20 protein-coding genes and 1 pseudogene are annotated in these 22,775 nt (G+C 59.1%); 17 read left to right on the top strand and 4 right to left on the bottom strand.

Annotation, left to right across the window (positions count from 1 at the left end):
* The first annotated feature begins 86 nt into the window (after nt 1-86).
* From FS388_RS02850 to FS388_RS02780, 16 genes are all read left to right on the top strand, one after another.
* Nucleotides 87-545, top strand: coding sequence for a hypothetical protein (locus FS388_RS02850; protein WP_146339500.1), 459 nt, complete (start codon nt 87-89; stop codon nt 543-545).
* A 746-nt stretch (nt 546-1,291) separates the two neighbouring features.
* Entirely contained in the window at nt 1,292-2,683 is a 1,392-nt protein-coding gene (locus tag FS388_RS02845; RefSeq protein ID WP_146339498.1) for a BNR repeat-containing protein, read from the top strand.
* A gap of 3 nt (nt 2,684-2,686) precedes the next feature.
* Nucleotides 2,687-5,812, top strand: coding sequence for a glycosyltransferase (locus FS388_RS02840; protein WP_146339496.1), 3,126 nt, complete (start codon nt 2,687-2,689; stop codon nt 5,810-5,812).
* Between the two features lie 2 nt (nt 5,813-5,814).
* The gene (locus tag FS388_RS02835; protein WP_146339494.1) at nt 5,815-6,852 is read left to right on the top strand and encodes an NAD-dependent epimerase; all 1,038 of its coding nucleotides are present in this window, start codon (nt 5,815-5,817) and stop codon (nt 6,850-6,852) included.
* A gap of 1,728 nt (nt 6,853-8,580) precedes the next feature.
* Nucleotides 8,581-9,162 carry a hypothetical protein gene (locus FS388_RS02830; RefSeq protein WP_146339492.1) on the top strand — a complete coding sequence of 194 codons (582 nt, stop codon included), beginning with the start codon at nt 8,581-8,583 and terminating at the stop codon, nt 9,160-9,162.
* Between the two features lie 199 nt (nt 9,163-9,361).
* Complete coding sequence (locus tag FS388_RS02825) at nt 9,362-9,823, top strand: hypothetical protein (protein WP_146339490.1); 462 nt, start codon at nt 9,362-9,364, stop codon at nt 9,821-9,823.
* Nucleotides 9,824-9,882: 59 nt separating this feature from the next.
* On the top strand, nt 9,883-10,419 hold the full coding sequence (locus tag FS388_RS02820; protein WP_146339488.1) for a hypothetical protein: 537 nt from the start codon (nt 9,883-9,885) through the stop codon (nt 10,417-10,419).
* A gap of 5 nt (nt 10,420-10,424) precedes the next feature.
* On the top strand, nt 10,425-12,053 hold the full coding sequence (locus FS388_RS02815; protein WP_146339486.1) for an aldolase catalytic domain-containing protein: 1,629 nt from the start codon (nt 10,425-10,427) through the stop codon (nt 12,051-12,053).
* Nucleotides 12,053-12,742 carry a cytidylyltransferase domain-containing protein gene (locus FS388_RS02810; protein WP_146339484.1) on the top strand — a complete coding sequence of 230 codons (690 nt, stop codon included), beginning with the start codon at nt 12,053-12,055 and terminating at the stop codon, nt 12,740-12,742. Before FS388_RS02815 ends, FS388_RS02810 begins: the two co-directional genes overlap by 1 nt.
* Before the next feature lie 143 nt (nt 12,743-12,885).
* Nucleotides 12,886-14,181, top strand: coding sequence for a hypothetical protein (locus FS388_RS02805; RefSeq protein ID WP_146339482.1), 1,296 nt, complete (start codon nt 12,886-12,888; stop codon nt 14,179-14,181).
* A gap of 49 nt (nt 14,182-14,230) precedes the next feature.
* On the top strand, nt 14,231-14,629 hold the full coding sequence (locus tag FS388_RS02800) for a hypothetical protein (RefSeq protein WP_146339480.1): 399 nt from the start codon (nt 14,231-14,233) through the stop codon (nt 14,627-14,629).
* A 75-nt stretch (nt 14,630-14,704) separates the two neighbouring features.
* A complete protein-coding gene (locus FS388_RS13325; protein ID WP_256369560.1) occupies nt 14,705-14,989 on the top strand; it encodes a transposase in 285 nt (94 codons plus the stop codon).
* Nucleotides 14,990-15,175: 186 nt separating this feature from the next.
* Nucleotides 15,176-15,814, top strand: coding sequence for an IS3 family transposase (locus FS388_RS13320; protein WP_256369559.1), 639 nt, complete (start codon nt 15,176-15,178; stop codon nt 15,812-15,814).
* Nucleotides 15,792-16,337: a hypothetical protein gene (locus FS388_RS02790; RefSeq protein WP_146339478.1), complete on the top strand. Its 546-nt coding sequence runs from the start codon at nt 15,792-15,794 to the stop codon at nt 16,335-16,337. Before FS388_RS13320 ends, FS388_RS02790 begins: the two co-directional genes overlap by 23 nt.
* 55 nt (nt 16,338-16,392) lie before the next feature.
* Nucleotides 16,393-18,870, top strand: coding sequence for a glycosyltransferase family 2 protein (locus FS388_RS02785; RefSeq protein WP_146339476.1), 2,478 nt, complete (start codon nt 16,393-16,395; stop codon nt 18,868-18,870).
* Nucleotides 18,867-19,295 (top strand): hypothetical protein, encoded by a 429-nt coding sequence (locus FS388_RS02780; protein ID WP_146339474.1) that lies wholly within the window; start codon nt 18,867-18,869, stop codon nt 19,293-19,295. The genes FS388_RS02785 and FS388_RS02780 overlap by 4 nt, the downstream gene beginning before the upstream one ends.
* A gap of 69 nt (nt 19,296-19,364) precedes the next feature.
* Here FS388_RS02780 and FS388_RS02775 read toward each other — a convergent pair whose 3' ends face one another.
* Complete coding sequence (locus FS388_RS02775) at nt 19,365-19,919, bottom strand: TetR family transcriptional regulator (protein ID WP_146339472.1); 555 nt, start codon at nt 19,917-19,919, stop codon at nt 19,365-19,367.
* An 87-nt stretch (nt 19,920-20,006) separates the two neighbouring features.
* Here FS388_RS02775 and FS388_RS02770 point away from each other — a divergent pair, with 87 nt between their 5' ends.
* A complete protein-coding gene (locus FS388_RS02770) occupies nt 20,007-20,753 on the top strand; it encodes an SDR family NAD(P)-dependent oxidoreductase (protein ID WP_146339470.1) in 747 nt (248 codons plus the stop codon).
* Between the two features lie 22 nt (nt 20,754-20,775).
* Here the strand turns inward: FS388_RS02770 and FS388_RS02765 are convergent, their stop codons facing one another.
* The 3 genes and pseudogenes from FS388_RS02765 to FS388_RS02755 form a co-directional block, all read right to left on the bottom strand.
* On the bottom strand, nt 20,776-21,159 hold the full coding sequence (locus tag FS388_RS02765; RefSeq protein WP_146339468.1) for a hypothetical protein: 384 nt from the start codon (nt 21,157-21,159) through the stop codon (nt 20,776-20,778).
* A gap of 505 nt (nt 21,160-21,664) precedes the next feature.
* Nucleotides 21,665-22,132: a SpoIIE family protein phosphatase gene (locus FS388_RS02760; protein WP_146339465.1), complete on the bottom strand. Its 468-nt coding sequence runs from the start codon at nt 22,130-22,132 to the stop codon at nt 21,665-21,667.
* Nucleotides 22,102-22,605: pseudogene (locus FS388_RS02755) on the bottom strand (GAF domain-containing protein); the annotation flags it as partial. The pseudogene FS388_RS02755 and the gene FS388_RS02760, both read right to left, overlap by 31 nt.
* Nucleotides 22,606-22,775: the final 170 nt, after the last annotated feature.

Raw genomic sequence — 22,775 nt, 5'->3', positions numbered from 1 at the left:
CACTTAGGACACGAGCTTCGTAGAATCAAAAATTCAAGAAGCTGGAAGTATACTGAGTTCTTGCGCAAAGCGAATGGTACACATCTGTGAAGCTTGATCGCTCCAGCGAACTCTCCGCCGACGTGGTGGTCTATGTCACGCTCGGGGAGCCGTACCTCATGAGCGAGCTCGAAGCTATCGCTTTGCGCAAGATCATTGTGCTTGCCGCTGACTACGACTTCGCGACCGTCCTCCAGCTTAGACATGCAGGCAACCCCGTGTTGAAGTCCGGAACGCTGTGCTGTTGGACAGCGACGACCCAGCTTGCAGTTTTCGAGCTTCGGACCCCCTCACCTGAATCACGTGGTTCGACAAGCCGAACATGCGCAGGGTTTCCCGGGTGGGGGTCAGATGACGGTCGTGAGGTTTCATCCATAAGCCCAAAACAACTTTCATCTCTTGGTGAGCAAGGGACCAAGAGACTCCTTGTCATCGAGGGGCGGGTACCGACCGTTACGTTCTGCGGTCTCTGGCCGAGGGCCATTATGGGTCATTCGACACGGTAGTGTTGCGAACCTCAGGTTTATCTGTGCTTGTTGGCATCTCACCTGAAGCCGACGAGATCACTCGGGCATTCACGGACGCGGGCTTCGATTCAGTAGATGTGACTCATCATGAGTCCTTGAAAACGTTCATTGCCCGACGCAAAGGCAGAACCACGCCTGAGCGCGCCGAACTGAATTGGGGCCGACGATCTGAGAACGGACTGCCCAGCGATGACGGACCATCCCATGTATCCCGTGATGCACAGAGCTCCGAGGCTTCTCGCGGGCCCGAAATTACGGCTGGCAGTGTCTGGACGCTCCTTGAGCGGCTAAGAGTCTTAGAGAGATATCCGATTTTGAGACGCTGCTTAATCAACTCCGATCAGAGGCTGATCTGGCCTTCGCTCAAAGCCAAGAGATCGAAAACTGAAAGACAATCTTAACAAGCACAAGAAAAAATGGATCAGTATCAACGCAGTCGCATGACCCTGGCCAAACAGAACGGGGATCTTCGCAGGTCAAATAAAGAGCTGCTGATGAGGGTACAAGACCTGGAAGGCCGACAGAGCACGTTCAGGTCAGAACTCTCAGCAGCGGAGTCTCGACTAACTCGTCTCAAGAGTGCGATCGACACAACTGCAGAACCCACCTCCGATGCCTGAACTGTTCAAAGCAATGGAAGAGATTGAGCGGCATCTAGATCTGGCACGTTCCGCTACAAAGCGGTCGAGCGAGGGCCGGTCGAACCTGGCGCATCCCTTAGCTCCGTGCATGCAGATATCAAGAAAATAGGTCTAGCTCACAGTGGAAATACCGTAAATACCGTAATATTTCGCAGTCACGCTCTGCTGACTCACAATGCAAAACAGTATATTGCGTACTACGAGGACGCCAGCAAACTGCGCATTGTCTGTCGTGATTTGTCCACTGACGACGTCGTTTCGTGCGTGATTGAAGGTCATTTCAACTTGGCCGACGCCCACAACGCAATTAGTTTGGGGCTCGATCGGGATGGATATCTGCATCTGGCTTACGATAGCCATGGTGGTGCATTAAGATACAGGCGCGGCACGGTCCCGAACAGTATCGAAGAATGGACTGACGAGATCCCGATGACGGGAGCCCGAGAGCACCAGGTAACTTACCCTACGTTCGTTCTCCCGAAGAACGAAGAACCGCTGATAATCATCTATCGCGATGGAACGTGGAACGCGGGCGAAGCGCGCATGAAGATATATAGCGAGTCATGCCAACAATGGGAAGATAATCCCGACCCGATACTAAGCGGACTCAATCAGGCTCCATGGACAAGCAATGCCTACTGGAACACGCCCGTTCGCGGGCGCGACGGTACCTTACATGTGAGTTTCACGTGGCGCACCCACTACGTTCCAGGCAGCCTGGAATTAAATAACATTGACATCTGCTATGCGAAAAGTTACGACAACGGGTTTACTTGGTACAGTAGCGACGAAAGACCTTTTGAGTTACCGATAACACAAGTAAACTCAGAGACTATCGCCATAGTACCGCCAGGAAGTAACTTGATGAACCAGTGCGGGATGACCTTAGATTCATTCGACCAACCTCACGTCGTGTTTTATGCCGACGACTCGGATGGGGTCCCCCAGTATCAGCACCTTTGGTTCGATGGTCAATCGTGGAAACGCAACGTGATCTCCGCCCAGGGGGACGATTTCGATCTCAGCGGGAGTGGGACGCTCAGCATTCCCATGACTAGGCCTCAAATCGTTCTAGATCAAGAGGACACAGCGTATGTCCTGTACGCTGGCACGGCTACAGGAGGGCGAATGTGTGCAGCCGCTCTCGCGGCACCTGACTACGATCCGCTGGCTCAGCGAACATTTTTGCTGACAAACGAGGAGACTGGACACAGTGAGCCTCTCATCGATTCCAAAAGGTGGGACGAGTATCAGGTCCTGAGTTTATACATGCAGTTCTCCGATCAGCCGCTGAGCGATGATGTCCTTGTAGATGAGCAATGCACGGCCTGGGTGTTGGACGTTCACCAGGCGGCGCTGCGGACGGCTGCAGCTGGCCCGGTCCGGGCGGAGGAGAGTCGCGAAGGTCGTGATGCCGACGCAATTATCGAACAAGAATATGAGCGTTCGGATGGCGACGTTCTTCCGGGAGGTTAACGAATGAGTAAGACGACCGATGATGTGCTCCGTCAGGCAAACAAGAAATTTGCCGAGGGTGACTACGTCGGAGCTGCGGACTTGTACGTCGCTGCTTCCGAGACGTACGGCGATCGGATCCCAGGAGTGCAGTTTTCCCTGGAACACACACGGAAGCGCCTCCGCAGTACAGTTGAAGATAGCCGCATCGTAGTCTATACATGCAATTTTGGGGCTTACGAATCAGTCAAGCAACCGAAATACGTGGACCCAAGTGTGCGGTACATACTATTCACGGATGATGCTGAGCTGGAGAGCGGTCTTTGGGAGAAATGCGTTCTTGCTGGCGAACTAGAGGACCCGCGGCGCGCGTCTCGGTTAGCAAAAATTCTGCCGCATAAATACTTACCTGAGCACGACATCAGCATTTATATCGACTCGAGCCTAGAGCTCCAAGCCGAGGACGTGCGCCTCATGGCAGCCGAATGCTTGGAAGGGCAACAGATTGCCCTATACAGGCACTATAAACGTGACTGCGTGTACGACGAAATCGAATTCGTCATGCATTCGTCTGACCGTTTCGTAGGTGACAAGGGGCTCTGCCTGAGGGCGATCGAGAAGTATGAAGCTGTAGGCTACCCCCGAAAAAACGGCCTGTTCGAAAACGCCCTTATTGTGAGACGAAACACAACTGCCATCGCGTCATTGAACGATACGTGGTGGAATGAGTATATTGCGGGAACCGAGCGCGATCAGTTTGTATTCATGTACTCGTTGTGGGTCAATAATATTGAGCCTAACGCAATACGCGTCGGCAAGCAGTTTCGAAACAACCCCTACGTTGAGTTCTTCAAGCATAAATACAAGTCTTCGAGTCGTTCTGGGTCAAGCGCCTCAAGTATGGCCTCAACGTCCGCTCCAGTTCAGGAGCCGGAAGGCCAGACGCGGGATCCGTATGTCTTCATTGCTTACGCTCCTAGTTCCTACGATATGAACCTCGGTCGTACCTACAACGACTATATGGAGCGACTGCCGGCAGGATCAGAGGCGCTCTTTATCGATCACGATGCGGCATTCACTCATGATGGATGGCGGGACCTTGTACGTTCTGTTTTCAAGCAACATAGGAACGAAGTCGCCCTGTTCACCTCGGTCACAAACCGCATCAACAATCCATATCAGCGGGTTAGCCTTCTTGAGACAAACCATAGTCTCAGTGACCACGAAGCCTTCGGTGGTGCGATGGCGGGCCGCTTCGGCGCCCAAACACTCGATGTTGCGCAGCTGCCATCGACGTCGGGTGTAGTGATCGGCCTAAGCAAAGAGACCTGGCAAAAGCACAAGTTCGCCGATGGTTTCTTGAAAGTCGACAATAAGATGCATTTGTCGCATCGCGCGGCTGGTGATCCTGTGTATCTCATCCCGGGTTTGTACGTGTACCACTTTTACCGAGCCGATAACGACCTCTCGCATGCGGTAAAACCGCCCCCTGTCGACGAGACCGTTCAGCTGAGTTCAGAAGATCACAAGCTTCGCAACTTCGTTTATAGCGATCTTTCGATCGAGGAGGTTGCGCGATACATGAACCTTCTTGAAGATCATGAATTTGGGGTCTTCGTGCCAGCACGTGGAGTGTTTGCACACAAAGACTGGTACGCAAAGTTGTGCAAATACTTCGATCAGGACCGCAACCTTGGCACGGCGCTACTGAATGACAACGCTGTTGACGAGCGCGCGCCTGCTGGTACCAACTTCCTCGATCATCGTGCCTATGCGGTAGGGGGCCTGTCTGACTCTTGGCGAGACAACGAGCTGATTAAGAGGGGCTCTGGTTCTGAAAACGGGATCGGAGCTTTTGTGCTTTCGAAGCGTGCTTGGTTAGAACGCCACGTGCAGGAAGCGGTATCTGCCGAGAACCTCGAGCTCTGGGCTAACCGGGCGGGGCTATCGAGTCGAGTATTAAATGACATCTATCTCTTGGACCCCAGACCTCAACGTTTGGCCGCGCGGGCTACCTTGTTCACGGACTCAAGGTTGCGCGTTGGAGTGCTTACCCAAGGATTCTGGCCCCAGCAAGCTGGCATGGAGATGATGGTCCATAATCTCGCAAGTCAACTGACTGCCGCAGGCGATGACGTAGTCCTATTTGCGCCCAAACCCAAAGGTGAGTTCGCGGAGATTAGGGCGCAGTACATCGTTCGGCGATATAAGCACTTCAACCACATGAAGGATATGTTCCGACAGCACCACACCGTTCTCCCGTTTGATGTGCTTTACGTTCAGGGTGCGTACCTTCCGGCGTCAGCGGCAGCAGAGCTTGGTGAGGAGCTGGGTATACCGGTCGTGCTTCGTACGCACGGAGAAGACATTCAGATTGACCGTGAGTCTGGTTATGGGTATCGCTTGGATCCCGTTAAGGCAGAGATTATAGAACGCAACATTGAGCGAGTGAACTACAACGTGGTTATCGGCCCTCACATAGAAGATGAGGTGCGCTCATTGACCTCCGGTCCTGTGCAGCTTATCCACAATGGCGTAGACACGGACCATTTTCGACCGCAAGTCGATTCGAAACTCCGAGAGCATCTTGGTGTGCCTGACGGTCATCGGATTCTCTTGTGCGTAGGGCGAAACGTCCAGAAGAAGACTCTGCACCTTGCCATAGACGTATTGGCTAGAGTGCGCGAGGTTGATCCCTCCGTTGTCCTCGTCCATGCGGGCAAGGCGGGTAACGGTTTGAATCTTCGCGAGTACGCGGTCGAACGGAATCAGTCTGATTGGTTCTATGAACTGGGTGAGACAAGCTACTTCGACATGCCGAGTGTCTATGCTGGTGCTGACCTCTTTGTCTTCCCGGCCAAGACAGAAACGTTTGGGAATGTGACGGTCGAGGCGTTGGCCTCGGGACTGCCTTGTGTTGAGTTTGACTATGTTGTTAATCGGCAGAAAATTAGTGATGGTGTGGACGGCTTCATACGCCCGCACGGTGATATAGACGGCATGGCTGCGTCCGTATTGAGGTTGCTTAATGACAAAGACGAGTATGAGAGATTCTCCACTGCTGCTCGTGTTGCGGCCGAAGAGCACTTCTCTTGGCGAACAAAGGTCGGAGAGTACCGAGATATTTTCAAACGCGCGATGGGGATGTAGGCATGCGAATACTTGTGACTGGTTCCGCTGGTTTCATAGGCTCCGAGCTGACTCTGCAGCTTCTTAAGCGGGGCGATGAGGTCGTGGGCATTGATAACATGAACGACTACTATGACCCGGCGCTTAAGCGTGCTCGACTCGAACGGCACATCGATAATCCAAAGTACTCGCACGTGTACGCCGATATAGCTAACAACGGTGATGTGCAAGATGTGTTTGCGGAGTACAAGCCAGAAAGAGTGGTACATCTAGCGGCGCAAGCAGGTGTTCGCTACTCGCTTTCTCACCCCTTAGAGTATATTCGGAGCAACGTTCTGGGTTTCGCGCATATTCTGGAGGGATGTCGCGCTTTTTCCGTTGAGCACCTGGTCTACGCGAGCAGCTCTTCCGTCTACGGGGCAAATGAAAGTATGCCGTTCTCCACGAAAGACAATGTAGATCACCCCCTCAATATGTACGCCGCAACGAAAAAATCTAATGAGTCGATGGCTCACGCGTACAGTCATCTTTACGGTATACCGACTACTGGACTCAGGTTCTTTACGGTCTATGGGCCCTGGGGTCGACCTGACATGGCACCTTATAAGTTCACATCTTCGATCTTTTCCGGGGATCCCATAAATGTTTACAACTATGGTCGCCACAGGCGCGATTTCACCTACATTGATGACATTGTCATGGGCGTAGAGCGTGTCTTGGATGCTGTGCCCCTCGACACGCAAGTTGGTAGTGTCAATAGTTATGGCCCTGACTCGAGCAGTGCACCTTGGCGTATCTACAACATCGGGAATCAGGAACCCGTGGAACTCCTGACTTTCATTCATGAGTTGGAGGAGAATGTTGGCGCTGAAGCTGAGATGATAATGCTTCCCCTTCAGCCCGGTGATTTGCCGGATACGTACGCAGACGTTGAGGAACTCATTGCCGCCACGGGCTATTCACCGACAACACCGATCTCCACTGGAGTGAAAAGGTTCGTAGCGTGGTTCAGGGATTACCATGGTCTCGAAGACAGGCGAGCTGCAAGACTCGACGGTTAGTGGGTTGGCTTACAGACCCCGATGGCTAGCGCCGGTTAAGAGGAAGTGAGAGGGACGTTGCGGGACGCAGTTTCGATATTAACGGACTCTGCAGGGGGGCGAGCCCATGAGGACTATTTTTCTGCCTTAGAGGCGGTCATCGAGGCTGGTAACTTCGGACTCGTTCGAAAAGTGATCGCCAATAAGGACTTCAGGCCGCAAGATTTGGGTTATCAGTACCTGCTGCTCTCACACCTGGCAGATCATCAGGGAGTTCCTTTGGCCTTGCGTTTCACCGCGCGCGTTGCGGCGGGACATAAGGCTATGGAGAACATGGACAGTGGGGCCGTTTCCCAGAGTTTTTCTGCTCTCGTCGGTCAGCTCGCACATGTTGGAACTTTGCCTCTCGCGGAGTCGATTAGAGAAGACCGCGTTCACGTGAAGTTTTCCACCTACGCTTGTTTGTATCATTTGGCGCTCTACCAACGTGACTGGTGGGAATTTGTCAACGTCACAGGGGCTGCGATGTCTGATCTACCGAGGGAATCTGAGGTCGGGCCGGCCTTTTCCAGACCTGTACTAATGTATCTAGATGTTTGGCTGCACGCTCTCTTGCGGAGCTTTCAACTAACGGGGAGTCCCAACTCGGGGTTTTGGAAGCGTCTCATGAGGCAATACGGGAAGCCTTCAGGATGGGTCTCCAGAACGCGGACAAGAACGACGTGAAGTTCAAAGAATATTTGCGAGACACTCGCATTTTCACGCGCACGCGGATCTTGTTTCGGCGGTGCGATTAGGGCGAAATCGCAACACTGTTAGCGACTCAGCATTAAAACTTTAGACTGCTCGTTGCGGAAACATGGCCAGGAGAAGTTTAAGTATATGGTATCTTCCTACTTGTCGCGCCTGAGTACCCGACTGGAAGTGCGGTAACCTGAATGGAGTGTTCCTCTCTGCGGGCCGCCAACAGTGCGCTTAGAGAGGGTCGGTTCGAAGATGCCCTGGCTCTTTACGCGGTCGCCCGTCAAGAGGTTCCAGAGCTCTCCGGAACTATCGATTTCAACGTCGACTGGATGGGCCTGACGTTACAGAAGGGCGAGAAGAACTCTGTCGTTGCGGCAAGTGCGTTAGAACCACCTGTGGAGAAGCTCTGCCCTCGGGAGAGGTGCTGGTCATCGTGCGAGCGCGAAAGCTTGCTCGAGCAGGAGAAACGGCTCGGTTGTTCTCGCGTCGTGCGCTACACCACGTAGGGATCGTTACACTTCTCGACGATGGCGATCCAGCCCCTGAGGCGCTCGCGAAGACGCTTCGCACATCCGGCGCGAAGTTTGCGCTGATCGTCGATGAAGGGGTGCTACCCGCTCGGGATTGGTTACGCTACGCCCACAATGCCCTAAGGCACTTTAACGGCGACGGCGTTCTAGCCAATACAGGAATGGCAACGGGCGCGCCTGTGTGGATGAACGTACTCGCGCCACCGAGTCTTCTCGTGGAAGCGTTGGAGAGCGGGGCTTCGGTGAGGCGAAGGTGGTCGTTTGTCCTGACTTCTTGCTGGCGGACGTGGGCAAAGCCTCTCGAGCTGGCCTATCAAAATCGGGTAACCCGAGTAGTGTCCACCTGGTCGAAGTGTCCGCGCACCAGAAGGCCCAACATTGGCCTAGGTTCGCTGAAGATGTGTGCGTGATTATGCCGAGCGTTGATATCGACCGGGCGAGTCGTACTGCGCAGCTGCTTCATGATCGCGCGGGAATGTCAGCCGACATTATTATCGCCCACGACGTAGGGCTTCAAGGGTTCATCCCGACTCTTAACCAGGTGGCGTTAAGGAGCGACGCTTCATGGGTCGTCTATCTCGCGGAGGATGCCATTCCGGGAGCGGGTTGGCTTCGGAGGGCCCATACGAAGTTGCTTGCGAACGAGAAAAGCCTACTCGCCTTCAACTGCGGCAAATGGCACGGCCGAGTGGCATCGTTCGGGATGATCAAGAAATCTTGGGCGTATGAGCTCTACGGACCTCACATAATGTATGAGGGCTACCAATCACACCGGGCGGACAACGAGATCACGGCGATCGCGAGGGCGCAGGACCAATTCCTCTACGCCCCTGAATGCGTCCTTGTTGAACATGATCTGGAAAAGGACTTTCGCTCATCGGAGCGCGCGGCCAGTAACTTTCGACGTGACGACGCCCGGCTCTTTAGGAGAAGGTTCGAGGAGAATTTCGGCGGCGTCGTGACTTCCGAACAACTCGAGGACTTGCGAGAAGAATATCTAGATCTCAAGTCACACTATGCACGGTTGGGGCCCGCAATAAGCAACTTGCAGTCTTAGTGCATGCTCGTCGCGGTTAGCAGATGGCTGGTCCGCCCGGAAGAAGTGCCCACCGCGATTATCCGGACTAGATTGGGATGGTTGCCAGCGCGACCTTTTGCCCGTGCGTCAAGGGTCACGCGAACGCCAGATCGGTCTCGACCATAGAGCTAAAGGGGCTTCGTCCTGCCAACGTGCGTAGTGCGATAACGTAAAGGCGATGACTGAGAATGGTGAAGGGACCATGGCGCGGTTTAGCGCTGCTGTCCGTCTATGCGACCTGGCCGATGGGCGCATTGTCTTCGAAGCCGATCAGAGCCCCGAGAGTCTAAGCTCGCTTGAGCTGGTCGTGCACTCTGAGGACGGTACTTCAAAGGCGATAGACACCGAACCCGACGGTCACGCCCTGACTTTCGATCTGGCGCAGGCACTACCCGTAGCGACCGTCGAACTGCGGGACAGCGCCACTGGGCAAGCGGTTGTGACCCTGCCGGATCTGTACTTCTCGACGAACAAGGACTTCGAAGGCGGCTTTAAGTCGAGAAAGACACGACCAGACGACCCCCACCTCGACTACTTCATCGCATCGCAGACTTTGATCACTTCCGTGGACACATGGGGTACCGCGTCTCCTGCGCCGTCATATGCGCATATAAGAGTGCCGAACTCCAGCACCAGCTGAAGATGGAAAAAGCAGAGAAAATGCTTCTTCAATCATTGGTTGTCCTTCCCACTGGCGACGTGAACGCCAGCGTCCGCCTCAACAAAGAGCACCTGCACATCTCGGTGCTCTGTGCCCTCTGGCACCTCTACCTCGCCAACGGCAAACCGCTCGAATTCCTCCGGACCATTGATGCCCTCCACGGGATGGTGGCCAAGAAAGAGTTTCACTCCTTCTTCAACTTGGGATTCAACGTCTCCCTCTCACTCCGTGCACTGACTCTCCTGCAGGTGCGCCGAGGAGACGTCAAAGCCGCCCAAATTACATCCGATCTCGCACTGGAGATGTTTCAGCTCAGCGTCCGGGACTCCACCTCAAACTTTAACCACTTCAAAGAAGTCGGCTACACCCACTCACACGCGCTCGAAGCCATGAGACTTTCCCGCCGAACCAAGAGCGCCGACGACGCTCTCGTCCGACGAACCCTGTCGCGGACCCTCCGAATTCCCGAAGACACGTACCCCCAGGCCTTCGAAACAATGCACGAGACTTTCCTCGCCGCAGCCGAGCTCGTCACCCCTGACACCCAGCCCGCGCAGACCCCCACCACAGATTGAAGACGATGAACCACCCAGCCCCCGCATCTCAGCCGATCTTCCTCGACTGCACCTTCCGCGACGGCGGGTACTACAACTCGTGGGACTTCTCCCCGCAAACAGTGCTCGACTACCTCGAAGCGATGCCCGCCACCGGCGTGGACGTGCTCGAAATGGGATTCCGCTCCCTGAAGACCAAAGGCTTCGCCGGGGCGGCTGCCTACACGACCGACGAATGGCTCCGAACGCTCCCGCTGCCCGGCAACAAGACCATCGCCGTCATGGTCAACGGAGCCGAACTGGTCGGAGAAACCCCCCAGCTTGAGGTGCTCGAGCGGCTCTTCCCCAACACCGCGGACTCCTCACCCGTTGACCTGGTCCGCGTGGCTTGTCACGTCCACGAGTTCGAACGCGCTCTTCCCGCAGTCAACTGGCTGAAAGAACGCGGATACCAGGTCGGCTACAACCTCATGCAGGTCTCCGACCGCACCGAGGAAGAGGTCAAAGCCCTCGCCCGGGCCGCAGCCCAATACCCCCTCGACGTCCTCTACTTCGCCGACAGCTTCGGGTCCATGGACCCCGACCAGGCCGCACAGATCATCCAATGGATGCGCACCAAATGGTCCGGCCCTATGGGCATCCATACCCACGACAACAAGGGGCTCGCCCTCTCCAACTCCATGCGCGCCATTAAAGAAGGCGTGACCTGGGTGGACTCCACCGTTACCGGCATGGGGCGCGGGCCCGGCAATGCCCGCACCGAAGAGCTCGCCATCGAAATGGCCTCCCACCGCGGCCAAGACATCAACTACGTGCCGCTCATGGGACTTCTCCGCAAGCACTTTAAGCCCATGCAGGAGCACTACGGCTGGGGCACCAACCCCTACTACTACATGGCTGCCGAATACAGCATCCACCCCACATACATCCAAACCATGCTCGGCGACGCTCGCTACGACGAGGAAGACATCCTCGCCGTCATCGACCACCTCCGCATCGAAGGCGGCGCCAAGTACGACATGCACACCATGGATGCCGCCAGAGAGTTCTACGGAGCAGATCCCACCGGCGAGTGGGCCCCCAACCAGCTGATGAAGGGTCGCGACGTCCTTCTCCTCGGCACAGGCCCAGGTGTGGCCACCTACCGGGAACCCCTGGAACAGTTCATCCGCACCACCAAGCCGCTGGTCATTGCGCTGAACACCCAGACCGGCATCTCCTCCGAACTCATCGACATCCGCGCTGCCTCGCACCCCATCCGTCTGCTGGCCGACAGCGAGATCCATGCCGAACTCCCACAGCCCCTCCTGACGCCGTTCTCCATGCTTCCCGAAGACGCCAAAGCATCCCTCGGCAGCAAGAAGGTCCTGGACTTCGGACTCCAAGTGCAGGCAGACACTTTCGCATTCGACGAGAAGCACTGCGTAGCGCCCACATCTCTGGTCATGGCATACGTCTTCGCGGCGGTCGCCAGCGGTGAGGCCAACTCGCTCTACCTGGCCGGCTTCGACGGTTTCCCCGCCGGCGACATGCGGAACAACCAGTCACAAAAGATCCTCAACCAGTACACCGACCACCCACAGTCCGTACCCGTGACAGCGATCACCCCGACCACATACGACGTCGTGCAGACCAGTGTCTACGGAATGCTGTGATGAGCAAGGTCACATGCTTCCTTCCCTGCCGTCAGGGCAGTCAGCGAGTGCCCCGCAAGAACATCAAACCGTTCGCGCACGTCGAGCACGGACTTATCGAGATCAAGCTGCGGCAGCTCGTGGCTGCCGATCAGATCGACGAGATCGTTCTTTCCACGAACGATCAAGAGATTCTCGACTTCGCCGAAACCTTGCAGAGCACAAAAATCCGGCTTCACCGTCGTGCCGAGGAGCTCTCCTCGAGCCTGACGAGCACTGATGCTCTGGTCGCACACGCCCACGAGCTCATCCCTAAAGGCGACATTCTGTGGACCCACGTCACCTCACCGTTCGTCACCGCCGCGCACTACGACGAGATCATCACCACCTACCAGGCCCAACGAGCGGCCGGGTACGACTCCTTGATGACAACCACCGAGATCCACGGGTTTCTCTGGCAGAACGAAAAACCCATGAACTACGACCGCAGCGTCGAGAAGTGGCCGCGCACCCAAACGCTGGAACCCGTCCACGAAGTCAACAGCGCCGTCTTCCTTGCACCGGCTGAGGTCTACAAGAACCTCGACGACCGCATCGGCGATAGTCCCTACCTGTACGCCCTGGACAAGCTCGTCAGCCACGACATCGATTGGCCCGAAGACTTTGTGCTCGGCGAAGCGATGCTCGAAAAGGGAATCGTTGAACTCTGAGTCCAGGTTCTTCCCGTCTCGTAGCGTGTGAGAACATCACTCGCATGGGTATAGAGGCCTCCTCGCTGACCTCGGCGAACAAGGCGCTGCGAGATGGCCGGCTGGAAGAGGCTGTGACCCTCTACGCGGCTGCGAGTGAGGCCATGCCCGAGCTGGCGGAGCACATCAACTTCAACGTCCGCTGGCTCAGCCGCACCCTCCAACCTGACGACGAAAGCACCGTCATTGCGGCATCGACGCTTCACCCGCCCACAGGGAAATCGCTGCCCTCCGACGAAGTGCTCATCATCGTGCTTACCCAGACCTTTGCCCGCGGGGGAGAAGCGGCTCGGCTCCTAGCCAAACGCGCGAACCACCGTGTCGGCGCCCTCGCCCTTCTCGAGGGCACCGCATCTACTGCTGACGCACTGGTCTACATTCTCCGTACGTCCACGGCCAGATACGCCCTCATCGTTTCAGAAGATACATTCCCGGCCCGGGACTGGCTCCGCCATGCCCACTACTCGCTCACTGGCCATGGGGCAGAAGCTGTCTTGGCCAACACTGCAGTGCCCGCCAAGACAGCCCAGTGGATGAATACCATGGCAAAGCCCAGCCTGCTCTCAGAGGTCCTCCAAAACGGAAACTTCGGAGAGGCGAAGAAGGTCGAGGCCCCGAATTTCCTGCTTGCGCTGACCAGCGAAGTTGATCACGGAAGAGCCTCCAGCGACCCGGTGCCAAGCAACATTCACGTGATTGAGGTCGGTCGTGGGGAGAATCATGAGGGCGGCCCTCACCTCGCAGAAGAGGTTTGTGTCATCATGCCAAGCATTGATGTGAACCGTGCCGACTACACCGCGCAGCTGCTTCACGAGCGTGCGGGAATGCGGGCTGACATCGTGATCGCTCATGACGTTGAGCGCCAAGGATTCATCCCGACCCTCAACCACGTCGCGCGACGCAGCTCCGCATCCTGGGTCGTCTACCTCGCCGAGGACGCTCTCCCAGGGGACGCGTGGCTGCGCAAAGCCCACGCGCGACTGAGCTCAACGGACTCGAGCTTGCTTGCCTTCAATTGCGGCAAGTGGCACGGTCGCGTCGCTGCCTTCGGGATGGTCAAAAAGTCATGGGCCTACGGCCTCTATGGAGACCAAGTGCTGTATGAGGGCTACCAATCGCATCGCGCAGACAACGAGCTTACGGCCATAGCAAAAGCCCAAGACGAGTTCATCTACGCACCCGAATGCGTTCTCGTGGAGCATGACCCACACAAGGACACGCGCTCTTCCGAGCGCGCAGCCAGCAACTTTCGACGCGAAGACGCCCGTCTCTTTCGCCAGAGGTTTCAAGAGAACTTCGTTGGTCTTGTGCGTCCAGAGCAGCTTGAACCGTTCTACGAGGAGTACCTCGATCTCAAAGCGCACTATGCCAAAAAAGGCCCCGTGTTGGGAGTGCCATAGGGTTATTTCCAGGTCTGCAGGGGTACGGTCCCTCCAGTGAGGAGGCCCTGTGAAAGCCACAAAGACATCCATTACGTCACTCAACGACTTGCCCCGAAAGTCCTGGGAGGCCCACGCCCTAGTCAGAACGAATGAGCGGGTGCTCTACCCACACACCCACGATGGGGAGCGCTACGACTTCATCCTCTCGCCTCGGCGCGAGGCCCACCGGCTGATCGTGTTCTTCTCCGGCGACGCCCGACGTGACAAGTTCCAACCGCCGGTCTTCCAACGGTGGAGCTGGGCCGACAAGTTCCCCGCCCACTGCCTCTACATGTCCGACCCCGCCCTCTATAGGAGCGAAACTCTCGGCCTCACCTGGTACGCCGGCGCCGCCGAACAGGACTATCTCAAACACATCTGGGGCATCGTCGACCGCATCGCAGACCAACTTGGCGTTGTGGAGTGACCCCCTAGTTTCGGTCCACTGGTTATGAGAGTTGCACTAGCGCCCGTGGGAGCGGGCAGGAAGACTGGTGTGACTATGACTTCGAAGAGACGACGCCATACCCCGGAACAGATCATCCGGAAGCTCCAAGATGCGGAGAAACTCCAGGCCGAAGGCCAGGATGTCGCCGCGGTGGCCCGAGAACTCGGAGTAACCGAGGCCACCTACTACCGGTGGAAGAACCAGTACGGCGGGATGAAGGCCGAGGACGCGAAGCGTCTGAAGGAGCTGGAGAAGCAGAATGACCGGCTCAAGCGGCTGCTGGCTGATGCGGAGTTGGAGAAGGCGGCGCTGAAGGAGCTGGCGGAGGGAAACTTCTAAGCCCGGATCGGCGCCGCGCTGGGGTCCATCACCTGATGAGAAAGATGGGCCTCTCCGAGCGCAAGTCCACGATGCTGACCGGGCTTTCTCGTTCTGCGTTCCGCCGCCGACTCAAGGGTGAGACCACTGCTGACCCTGACGCCGCGCTGCGAGGTGGCTTCGCGCCTATGCGAAGGCCCACCCGCGGTGGGGCTACCGACGGCCTACCATGACGCCCGGGCCGAGGGTTGGGCGGTCAATCACAAGAAGGTCCAACGGCTATGGCGTGAAGAAGGCCTGCGGGTGCCGGTGAAGCGCCGACGCAAGCGCGTTGGGTCTTCCACCGCGGAAGCGCCGCCGGCATGTGCGCCGAACACGGTGTGGGCAGTGGACTTCCAGTTCGACGCCGATGAGACCGGCCGCGCGATCAAGATCGCCTCGATTGTTGATGAGCACACCCGCGAATGTCTGGGCGGGATCGTGGCCCGCAGCATCACCGGTGATGATCTCACCACCCACCTGGACGCTATCGCCGCGCAGCAGGGGCTACCGCAGGTCCTGCGGTGCGACAACGGCCCGGAGCTGATCAGCCAGGCGATGGCTGACTGGGCTGGAGAGGCCACCGGGCTCCACTACATCCCGCCCGGTTCCCCGTGGCGCAATGGTTACGTGGAGTCCTTCAACAGCCGGATCCGGGACGAGTGCCTGAACATCACCAGCTTCTGGTCCCTAGCCCATGCCCGGATGATCATCACTGATTGGAAGAAGGAGTACAACACGATCAGACGCCACTCAGCGCTCGGATACCGCAGCCCCGCTGAGTATGCTGAAATCTGCACTCATTGAAGAAACCGCGGCTCTCATAACGCGTGGGCCTACTCCCGGGGGCATCCCAGTTGAACCCGAGAACGTATACGCATACGGCTCCAGCGGCGGAGGCTACGCCGCCCTCCGCTCCGCCCTATACAGGGACGGCCTCAACGTCATCGCCATCAACCCTCAGACCCAGTTGGCCGCCTACGGTCCCAAGTGGACGAGGCGATTCGCCCAAAACTGCTACGGGCGAAAGAAGATCGAAGACATTGCTGAGCGGTACCAGGGTCGGTTCACCGCACTGGACCCGCAGATTCTCAAGAACGCGCGCCACATCTTCTACGCGCAGAACACCGAAGACCAGGAACACATGGACAATCACTTCAACCCGTTTCTGAACTTCGTGGCCCAGCAGAACGCTGACGATCGGCTCACCGTGCATACCTTCGCCGACCCTCCGGTCACGCCGCAGGCGAAGACGAAGCGACATTCGACGCCATACTGCACCACATTCGCAAGGACTAGACGCGAGTCGGATCAGCGCGGGTGCTTATAGACTGCGCGGGTGACACCAGCCGCCCCTGCCTCCACGCCCGTGGGGAGTGCGGCCGATGAGCGTCCAAACCCGCGAGCTCGGCACGCCTGCCCTCCTGCAGGCCTACGCAGACCAAGTTCAGGGCCGAGGAAGAGCACTCGCTGCTGTGACTTTGCGCAGCGAGTCCGTGCAGATGCGGGAGATCCTCGCCCACCGGGCCACCCACGGCACCCTCACCCAGCACCAGCTAGAACACGCCATTCTTCACGGCACCGTCTCCGCATACTCACTGGAACCGCAATGGACCGCCCGGCTGTGCCGCGTCGTCGCCCTCCAGAACCAGAACCAGCAGGACACCGACTTCGCCATCGCCGGGCTGCGGCTCATCCTGCCGCACCTCCTCATCGGTGAGCAGCACCGGTACGGGCGGCTCCTCGCCGAAATGCTGATCGAACTCCGCAGGTTCGACGAAGTCCTCGACGTCCTCGAGAGCTACCCCACCCTCCGACGGGCATACCACGGGTACCTGCGGGTCGACGCCACCAACCCCTGGGCCCGCGGGCACAGCACCTCCCGGCCCATCGACCGCTGGCTGCGCGGATTCAACCGGCCCTTCACCCAAACCGGACTGCTCCCACTCACCATCAGCTCCGGTGCAGGCGTCCCCTTCAACCGGCTCAGCGCCACCATCCCCGCCGAACACATCATCACCGACGGGCCGCTGGTCACCGTCATCATGACCACCTTCCAGCCCGAGCGCGCCGACGCTCTGCAGTCCGCGCGCTCCATCCTCAACCAGACCTGGCAGAACCTCGAGCTGCTCATCGTCGACGACGCCTCACCCGAGGCGTTCCGCCCCGTGCTCGACGAGCTCGAACGGCTCGACCCGCGGGTGCGCGTGCTGCGGCTCGAATCCAACGGCGGCACCTACCGGGCCCGGAACACCGGAATCCGCCAGGCCCGCGGCGAATACATCGCCGGACAGGACGCCGACGACTTCTCCCACCCGCAGCGCATCGCCCAGCAGGTTCAGCAGCTCGAAAATCACCCCAGCATCCCCGGCAACCAGGTCTACACGCTCAACATGAGTGAAGATCTCGTCCGCACCCGCCGCGGCTACCACCCCTTCATCCCAAGTGCACCAGCCGTGATGTACCGGGCCGAGATCCTTCGCGCCGTCGGCGGCTACCTGCCCGCACGCAAAGCAGCCGACAATGAGCTCCTCCGACGCATCAGCACCTACGCCGGCACCCCCGTCGCCCGCATCAAAGACCCCCTCATCTTCATGCGGATCCTGCCCGACTCCCTCTCCCGGGCAGACTTCCGCCCAGGGTGGCAGCACCCCGCACGCCGCGCGTTCTGGTCCGCCTACAAGTACTGGCACCAGGTCGCCGCACCCGAAGAGCTCGCCCTCAACGGGGAAGCCTCACCCATCCACGTGCCGACGCGCTTCACCCAAGCCCCCGAGGAACCCTCACTCATCGACGTGCTGGTCATCGCCGACTGGTGCGAATACGGAGAGAGCCAACTCACCGGGATCGACGAGATCCACACCCTCCTCGAGGCCGGCTATCGGGTTGGCGTCCAGCACCAGGAGAACGCCGTGCACCTCGCCGAGCACTCACGGATGCTCCTCCCCGAGATCCAGCAGCTCATCAACGACGGGCGCATCACCTGCGTCCTCGACGACGAAACCCACCACAGCATCGGCACCGTCCTCGTCCGCAGCCCGCAGCTGCTGCAGTTCATGCCGCACAAGCCCGCGTCCTTCACGCCCGCCCGGCTGATCGTGACCGCCGACTCCGCCCCCTTCGAGCCCGGAGAGACCTGGCCCGGCTACCTCGCCGACGACGCAGCCAAGCACGCGGAGAAACACTTCGGACTGCGCCCCACATGGATCCCAGGCTCCGCGCGCATCCGCGAACTCCTCGAACACGAGATCCCCGGCCAAGAGATCCACGCACAGCCCGCCGCAGCCACCATGAACCCAGAGGGCTTCGCCGGGGCGCGCCGCCGCCGACGCGGAGTGCGGCCCGTGATCGGACGGTGGGCCGGCACCGGGCCGGAAGAGTGGCCACGCGGTGCCTCCGCCATCGAGCAGGTTCTGCCCACTGACGGCAGCGTCGACATACGCCTCTACGGGGACCCCTCCAGTGTGCTGCGCACCCTCGGCCTCGCCCGGCTGCCCGCCCACTGGCTCTGCTTCGACCCCGTCGAGATCAGCCGCGCCGCCTACACCCGCATGCTCGACTTCTACCCGCACCAGCCCCAGAAGCAGCCCGCGGGGCGGTACGAGACTCCCGTGCTCGAAGCGATGGCCGCCGGATGCATCGTCATCCTCCCGCCGTCCTTCGAGAACCTCTACGGGGATGCTGCCGTCTACGCAGAGCCGGGGGAGACCCAGCAGCTCATCCGAGACATCTGGGGAGACTCCCAGCGGTATGTGGAGCAGTCCGCCCGAAGTGTGGCTTTCGTCCGCGCTCAGGATCCGCAGGCATACCGTGAACAGATGCAGACCCTCATCGAACCCGCGCAGGAGCATGCAGTCCTATGACCCGAGGCCTCTCCACCAAACAGATCGCCGTCATCGGCGCCTACGGCATCGCGCTGCTGGCCACTCTCATCGCCGTGCTCGCCGGGGCGTGGACCGTGGCGGCCGCGGCCGGGATCATCAGCCTCGGGCTGCTGTCTGTCCTGCTGGTCTTCACTCTGGCTGCCATGACTCGCATCGCGTCGTTGACCCGTCAGCAGGTCCGGGAGATTCACCACCAGACCCGTGCGGGTGAAGAGCTCGGTCAGCTCCGGCGGCTCGAAGCTGACACGGCAGAGCGCTTTAAGGAGCTCTCGGGGACGCTGCAGGGCACCGAAGCTCGCATCGAAGCCGCCGAACGCCGCCTGTTGGCCACCTTCGAAGCCCACCGGGACCACCTCGAAGAAGACATCGCCGCACTGCGCAAGCATCTCGCGGGCGAGCGATAAGTGCAGCCCGGCGGAGGACGCTGAAATCTGCGCCCATTGAAGAAACCGCGGCCCTCATCACACCTGGACTTACTGCCGGAGCATTCTCTCAACTGCCGTGACGATAGAAGCCCGGTGTGCCGCTAACCGCTCATAGCTGCGAGGGTCACCTTCGAGCCCTGTCAGCCCCTCAGGTGACAACTCCCACGCTTGAGCTATGGCATAGATAAGAACGAGCACGTCCACCGGCGAGAGCGGACTGGCCTCGGCCGTTGCGACGGCCAGTGCCTTGTCACGATATATCTCGAGTGGCTCGGCCAAGGTTTCCGGTCGTTCGAGCTGCGCCCACATGCTGAGCCGGAGCACCTCGGGGTATGACTGATGATGATCGAACACTTCGCCTGCCCACTCAGAAAGGTTCTCTGCTCGAGGGGGGACGTTCTCCGCCATGCGGCGCAGAGCCTGTCCGAGCGCCGCGTCGAACAGCTCGGCTTTGCCGCCGTAGTAGGCATAGATCATCCGGACATTGCTTCTGGCACGCGTGGCGATCCGGTCCACGCGTCCACCGGCGAAGCCGTGGGAAGCGAACTCAGCGGTAGCCGCTTCGAGGATGCGCTCTTTCGTGGCGTCCGCGTCTCGCGCCATAGCGACCTGCTCCTGATTCCAGTTGACGGGGGAGATGCAGAGGTCTAGCTTAGTGGTAAGTATTCATTTACTTATCTAGGAGAGAATATGACTCGCATTGCCTTGGTGACCGGAGCGAACCGTGGACTCGGACGAGCCGCGGCTATAGCCCTGGGCCAGAAGAACATCCGCGTGGTGGCGTCCTCACGCGAGGGAACCACCGACGTGGTCGAAGAGATCGAAGCCGCCGGTGGTGAGGCTATTGCGCTGAGGCTTGACGTCGGCGACCCCGCGATGATTGAGGCCGGGCGCGCGGCCCTGCTCGCCGCTATCGAGCGTCAGTGGGACGCAGCCAGTATCGACATCCTCATCAACAACGCCGGTGTAGGCCTATTCGCCCCGCTGGGCGCGATCACGGCCGATGACTTCGACACGACTTTCGCGATCAACGTGCGCGGTCCGCTGCTCCTGACCCAGGCGCTCCTGCCGCATCTCGCAGAAGGCGCGCGGGTGGTGAACGTATCCAGCTCGCTGAGTCGACACTCAAGTCCCGCAACTTCGGTCTACGCCGCCTCAAAGAAGGCCTTGGAAGCCATGACGAGGAGCCTGGCCCTGGAGCTCGGTCCTCAGGGGATCAGGATGAACTCCATCGCTCCCGGTCCGACAGCTACAGACTTCAACGGCGGGGCCATGCGCGATGATGAGGGCATGCGCGATGCTCTTTCTCAGCAGACCGCGCTTGGGCGCGTCGGAGACCCGGAGGAGATCGCTGACGCCATCGTCGCGCTGATCTCCGAAGAGCTGCGCTGGGTGACAGGAGAGCGTATCGAAGCGTCGGGCGGGGCGCTCATGTGAATGACACCGCACTGTTGGTGTCCTAGGACTCTGATGCCGCTTCGGTGCCGTGGCCGAGAGACTCCCACGCTTCCGGGTCGTGCTCAGCGCACCACTGGAACACTGTGCTGGGATAGATGATCCCTCCAGCCCTCTGACCATCGAAGACCAGCAAGGGCCAGACCTGCTCCCGCTGATACCAGGCAAGAATGTCCGTCAGAGAAGCATCAGGCCGCACCCACCGCCTCAGCTCCGGAACGAGGCATGCGCACCGCTTCCACGTCCACGAATTCGGCTCACGGGCAGCAATGTCCTTCAGGTCCGCCTCGGTGATCACACCGATCGGCTGGGACGAGAAGTTCACGACCACCACCGCCTCGCTGTCGTCCGCGAGCCTGGCCGCCGCCTCCGACAGCGACTGCGTCATCCAGAGCGTGTGACTGATCGGTGAGGCCAAATCGCACGCCCGCACGGACGGGCGCTCAGCATGCTCGCGCCTCGGAGGCTCGTCATAATGGGTGGCCGAGGTTCCGGGGAGACGCGAACTCTGTTGCACAGTTTCCTGCCTTACAGATAGGTGAAAGCTCCTCTTTGAACTTTCCATTCATTTTAACGTCCCATATTCGCCTGTGAAAGACCTCCACAGGGGACACCTTCGTCTGAGCGCCCACTGAATATTTACAGCGATGTCATTCTCCACGTCAGCGCGGCACCAGGGTGAAACTCCTTGTGATCATAAGGCAGGGTGCCTGAAACCGCATGTGCTGGGGTCCAGCCCTGCACCAGCAAAAATCAAGCTTTCTGACTCACTTATTTCATTTTTGAAGAGAATAATTGCTGCACAATCTGCCACATCTCACGCTTTAAGGTCAGGGGGAGAGGAGTCCGCGCGATGTGGTCAGCGTGCAGACATATTGAGGTGCGCGAGGGGTTCAGGGCTGCGCCTCGCGTCGGACCACGACGATGGTGACGTCATCAGGTGCCTTCATCCGCTCCGTCAGCCGGAGCGCCTCCTGCACTGCCCCGTCCACGCCGCACTCCGCCAGAACCCCGTCGATCTGCCCCAGAGGGTCCTCCAGGTCCAACAGGTCCAGCAGGCCGTCGCTGCACAGCATCAGCGCCTCACCGGGCCCCAGCTGTGCAGTGCCCACATGATGCGACTCGCCTATGCTCAGTGCCAGGGGCAGCCCGGTGGAGTCCAGGTGCTCCCACGTGCCGTCAGCCCGGCGGATGAAGCTCAGACTGTGCCCGCCGTCCACATAGCTGATGGTGCCGGTGGCAGTATCAATATCGGCGCAGAAGAGGGTGGCGAACATGTTGAGATCCCCGACGTCCTCCTCCAGCAGCGCATCGATTTCGGAGACTGTGCTCAGCAGCGAACGCTCCGGGGCGGTGCGCATCGAGGCGCGAATAGCTGAGGCGATGATCCCGGCGCCGATGCCCTTTGCGGCACCACAGCGGCATGGTCGAGCTCCTGCTTGTGCGCAAGTTCGATCTGCACCCAACGGGCCAGCTCCCGGAACAGCCTCCGATCCTCCTCGCTGAGGTGCCGGGGCTCAGTGTCCAGAAGGCACAGGGCCCCCACGTGCTCGCCGCCCGGAGCCTCCAAAGGGTGCCCCGCGTAGAAGCGGAGGTTCGGGTCATCGGTGACGTACTGGCTCTCCCTGAAGGGGCCGTCCCGCTGCAGATCCTCAATGATCAGAGAGTCGGTCTGGTGAATCGTGGTGCTGCAGAAGGCGTCCTCGCGAGGGATATCTGTGATGTCCAGCCCGACCGAGGATTTGCTCCACTGCCGATCCCGATCGATGAGATTCACGCTGACCATCGGGACCCCGAAGATCTCCTGGGCCAGGCGGGTGATCCTGTCCACACGCTCATCTGGCGGGTGTCGAGAACGTTCAGGGAGTCGAGCGCCGCCTGCCGACGCACCTCATCCGTCATCATCGTAAATCCTGTTCATCGCCGTCATGATGTCGTCACGTATCTCCGGTCGAGGGCAATACACCAGCTTCTGGAGCCCCCGAGGCAGTCCCACCTGCTGGC

This window comes from Nesterenkonia sp. NBAIMH1 (genome assembly GCF_007922635.1).
Taxonomy (GTDB): domain Bacteria; phylum Actinomycetota; class Actinomycetes; order Actinomycetales; family Micrococcaceae; genus Nesterenkonia; species Nesterenkonia pannonica.
Note: the sequence above shows the minus strand (reverse complement) of the source record. Positions and strands in the feature narration are given on the sequence as shown.

Coding starts and splice junctions, on each gene's coding strand:
- FS388_RS13325 (WP_256369560.1), top strand. CDS start 14,705: ATGACTTCGAAGAGACGACGCCATACCCCGGAACAGATCATCCGGAAG.
- FS388_RS02790 (WP_146339478.1), top strand. CDS start 15,792: ATGCTGAAATCTGCACTCATTGAAGAAACCGCGGCTCTCATAACGCGT.
- FS388_RS02825 (WP_146339490.1), top strand. CDS start 9,362: ATGACTGAGAATGGTGAAGGGACCATGGCGCGGTTTAGCGCTGCTGTC.
- FS388_RS02830 (WP_146339492.1), top strand. CDS start 8,581: ATGTCAGCCGACATTATTATCGCCCACGACGTAGGGCTTCAAGGGTTC.
- FS388_RS02810 (WP_146339484.1), top strand. CDS start 12,053: ATGAGCAAGGTCACATGCTTCCTTCCCTGCCGTCAGGGCAGTCAGCGA.
- FS388_RS02770 (WP_146339470.1), top strand. CDS start 20,007: ATGACTCGCATTGCCTTGGTGACCGGAGCGAACCGTGGACTCGGACGA.
- FS388_RS02805 (WP_146339482.1), top strand. CDS start 12,886: ATGCCCGAGCTGGCGGAGCACATCAACTTCAACGTCCGCTGGCTCAGC.
- FS388_RS02760 (WP_146339465.1), bottom strand. CDS start 22,132: ATGCGCACCGCCCCGGAGCGTTCGCTGCTGAGCACAGTCTCCGAAATC.
- FS388_RS02840 (WP_146339496.1), top strand. CDS start 2,687: ATGAGTAAGACGACCGATGATGTGCTCCGTCAGGCAAACAAGAAATTT.
- FS388_RS02815 (WP_146339486.1), top strand. CDS start 10,425: ATGAACCACCCAGCCCCCGCATCTCAGCCGATCTTCCTCGACTGCACC.
- FS388_RS02765 (WP_146339468.1), bottom strand. CDS start 21,159: ATGACGCAGTCGCTGTCGGAGGCGGCGGCCAGGCTCGCGGACGACAGC.
- FS388_RS02785 (WP_146339476.1), top strand. CDS start 16,393: ATGAGCGTCCAAACCCGCGAGCTCGGCACGCCTGCCCTCCTGCAGGCC.
- FS388_RS02775 (WP_146339472.1), bottom strand. CDS start 19,919: ATGGCGCGAGACGCGGACGCCACGAAAGAGCGCATCCTCGAAGCGGCT.
- FS388_RS02835 (WP_146339494.1), top strand. CDS start 5,815: ATGCGAATACTTGTGACTGGTTCCGCTGGTTTCATAGGCTCCGAGCTG.
- FS388_RS02780 (WP_146339474.1), top strand. CDS start 18,867: ATGACCCGAGGCCTCTCCACCAAACAGATCGCCGTCATCGGCGCCTAC.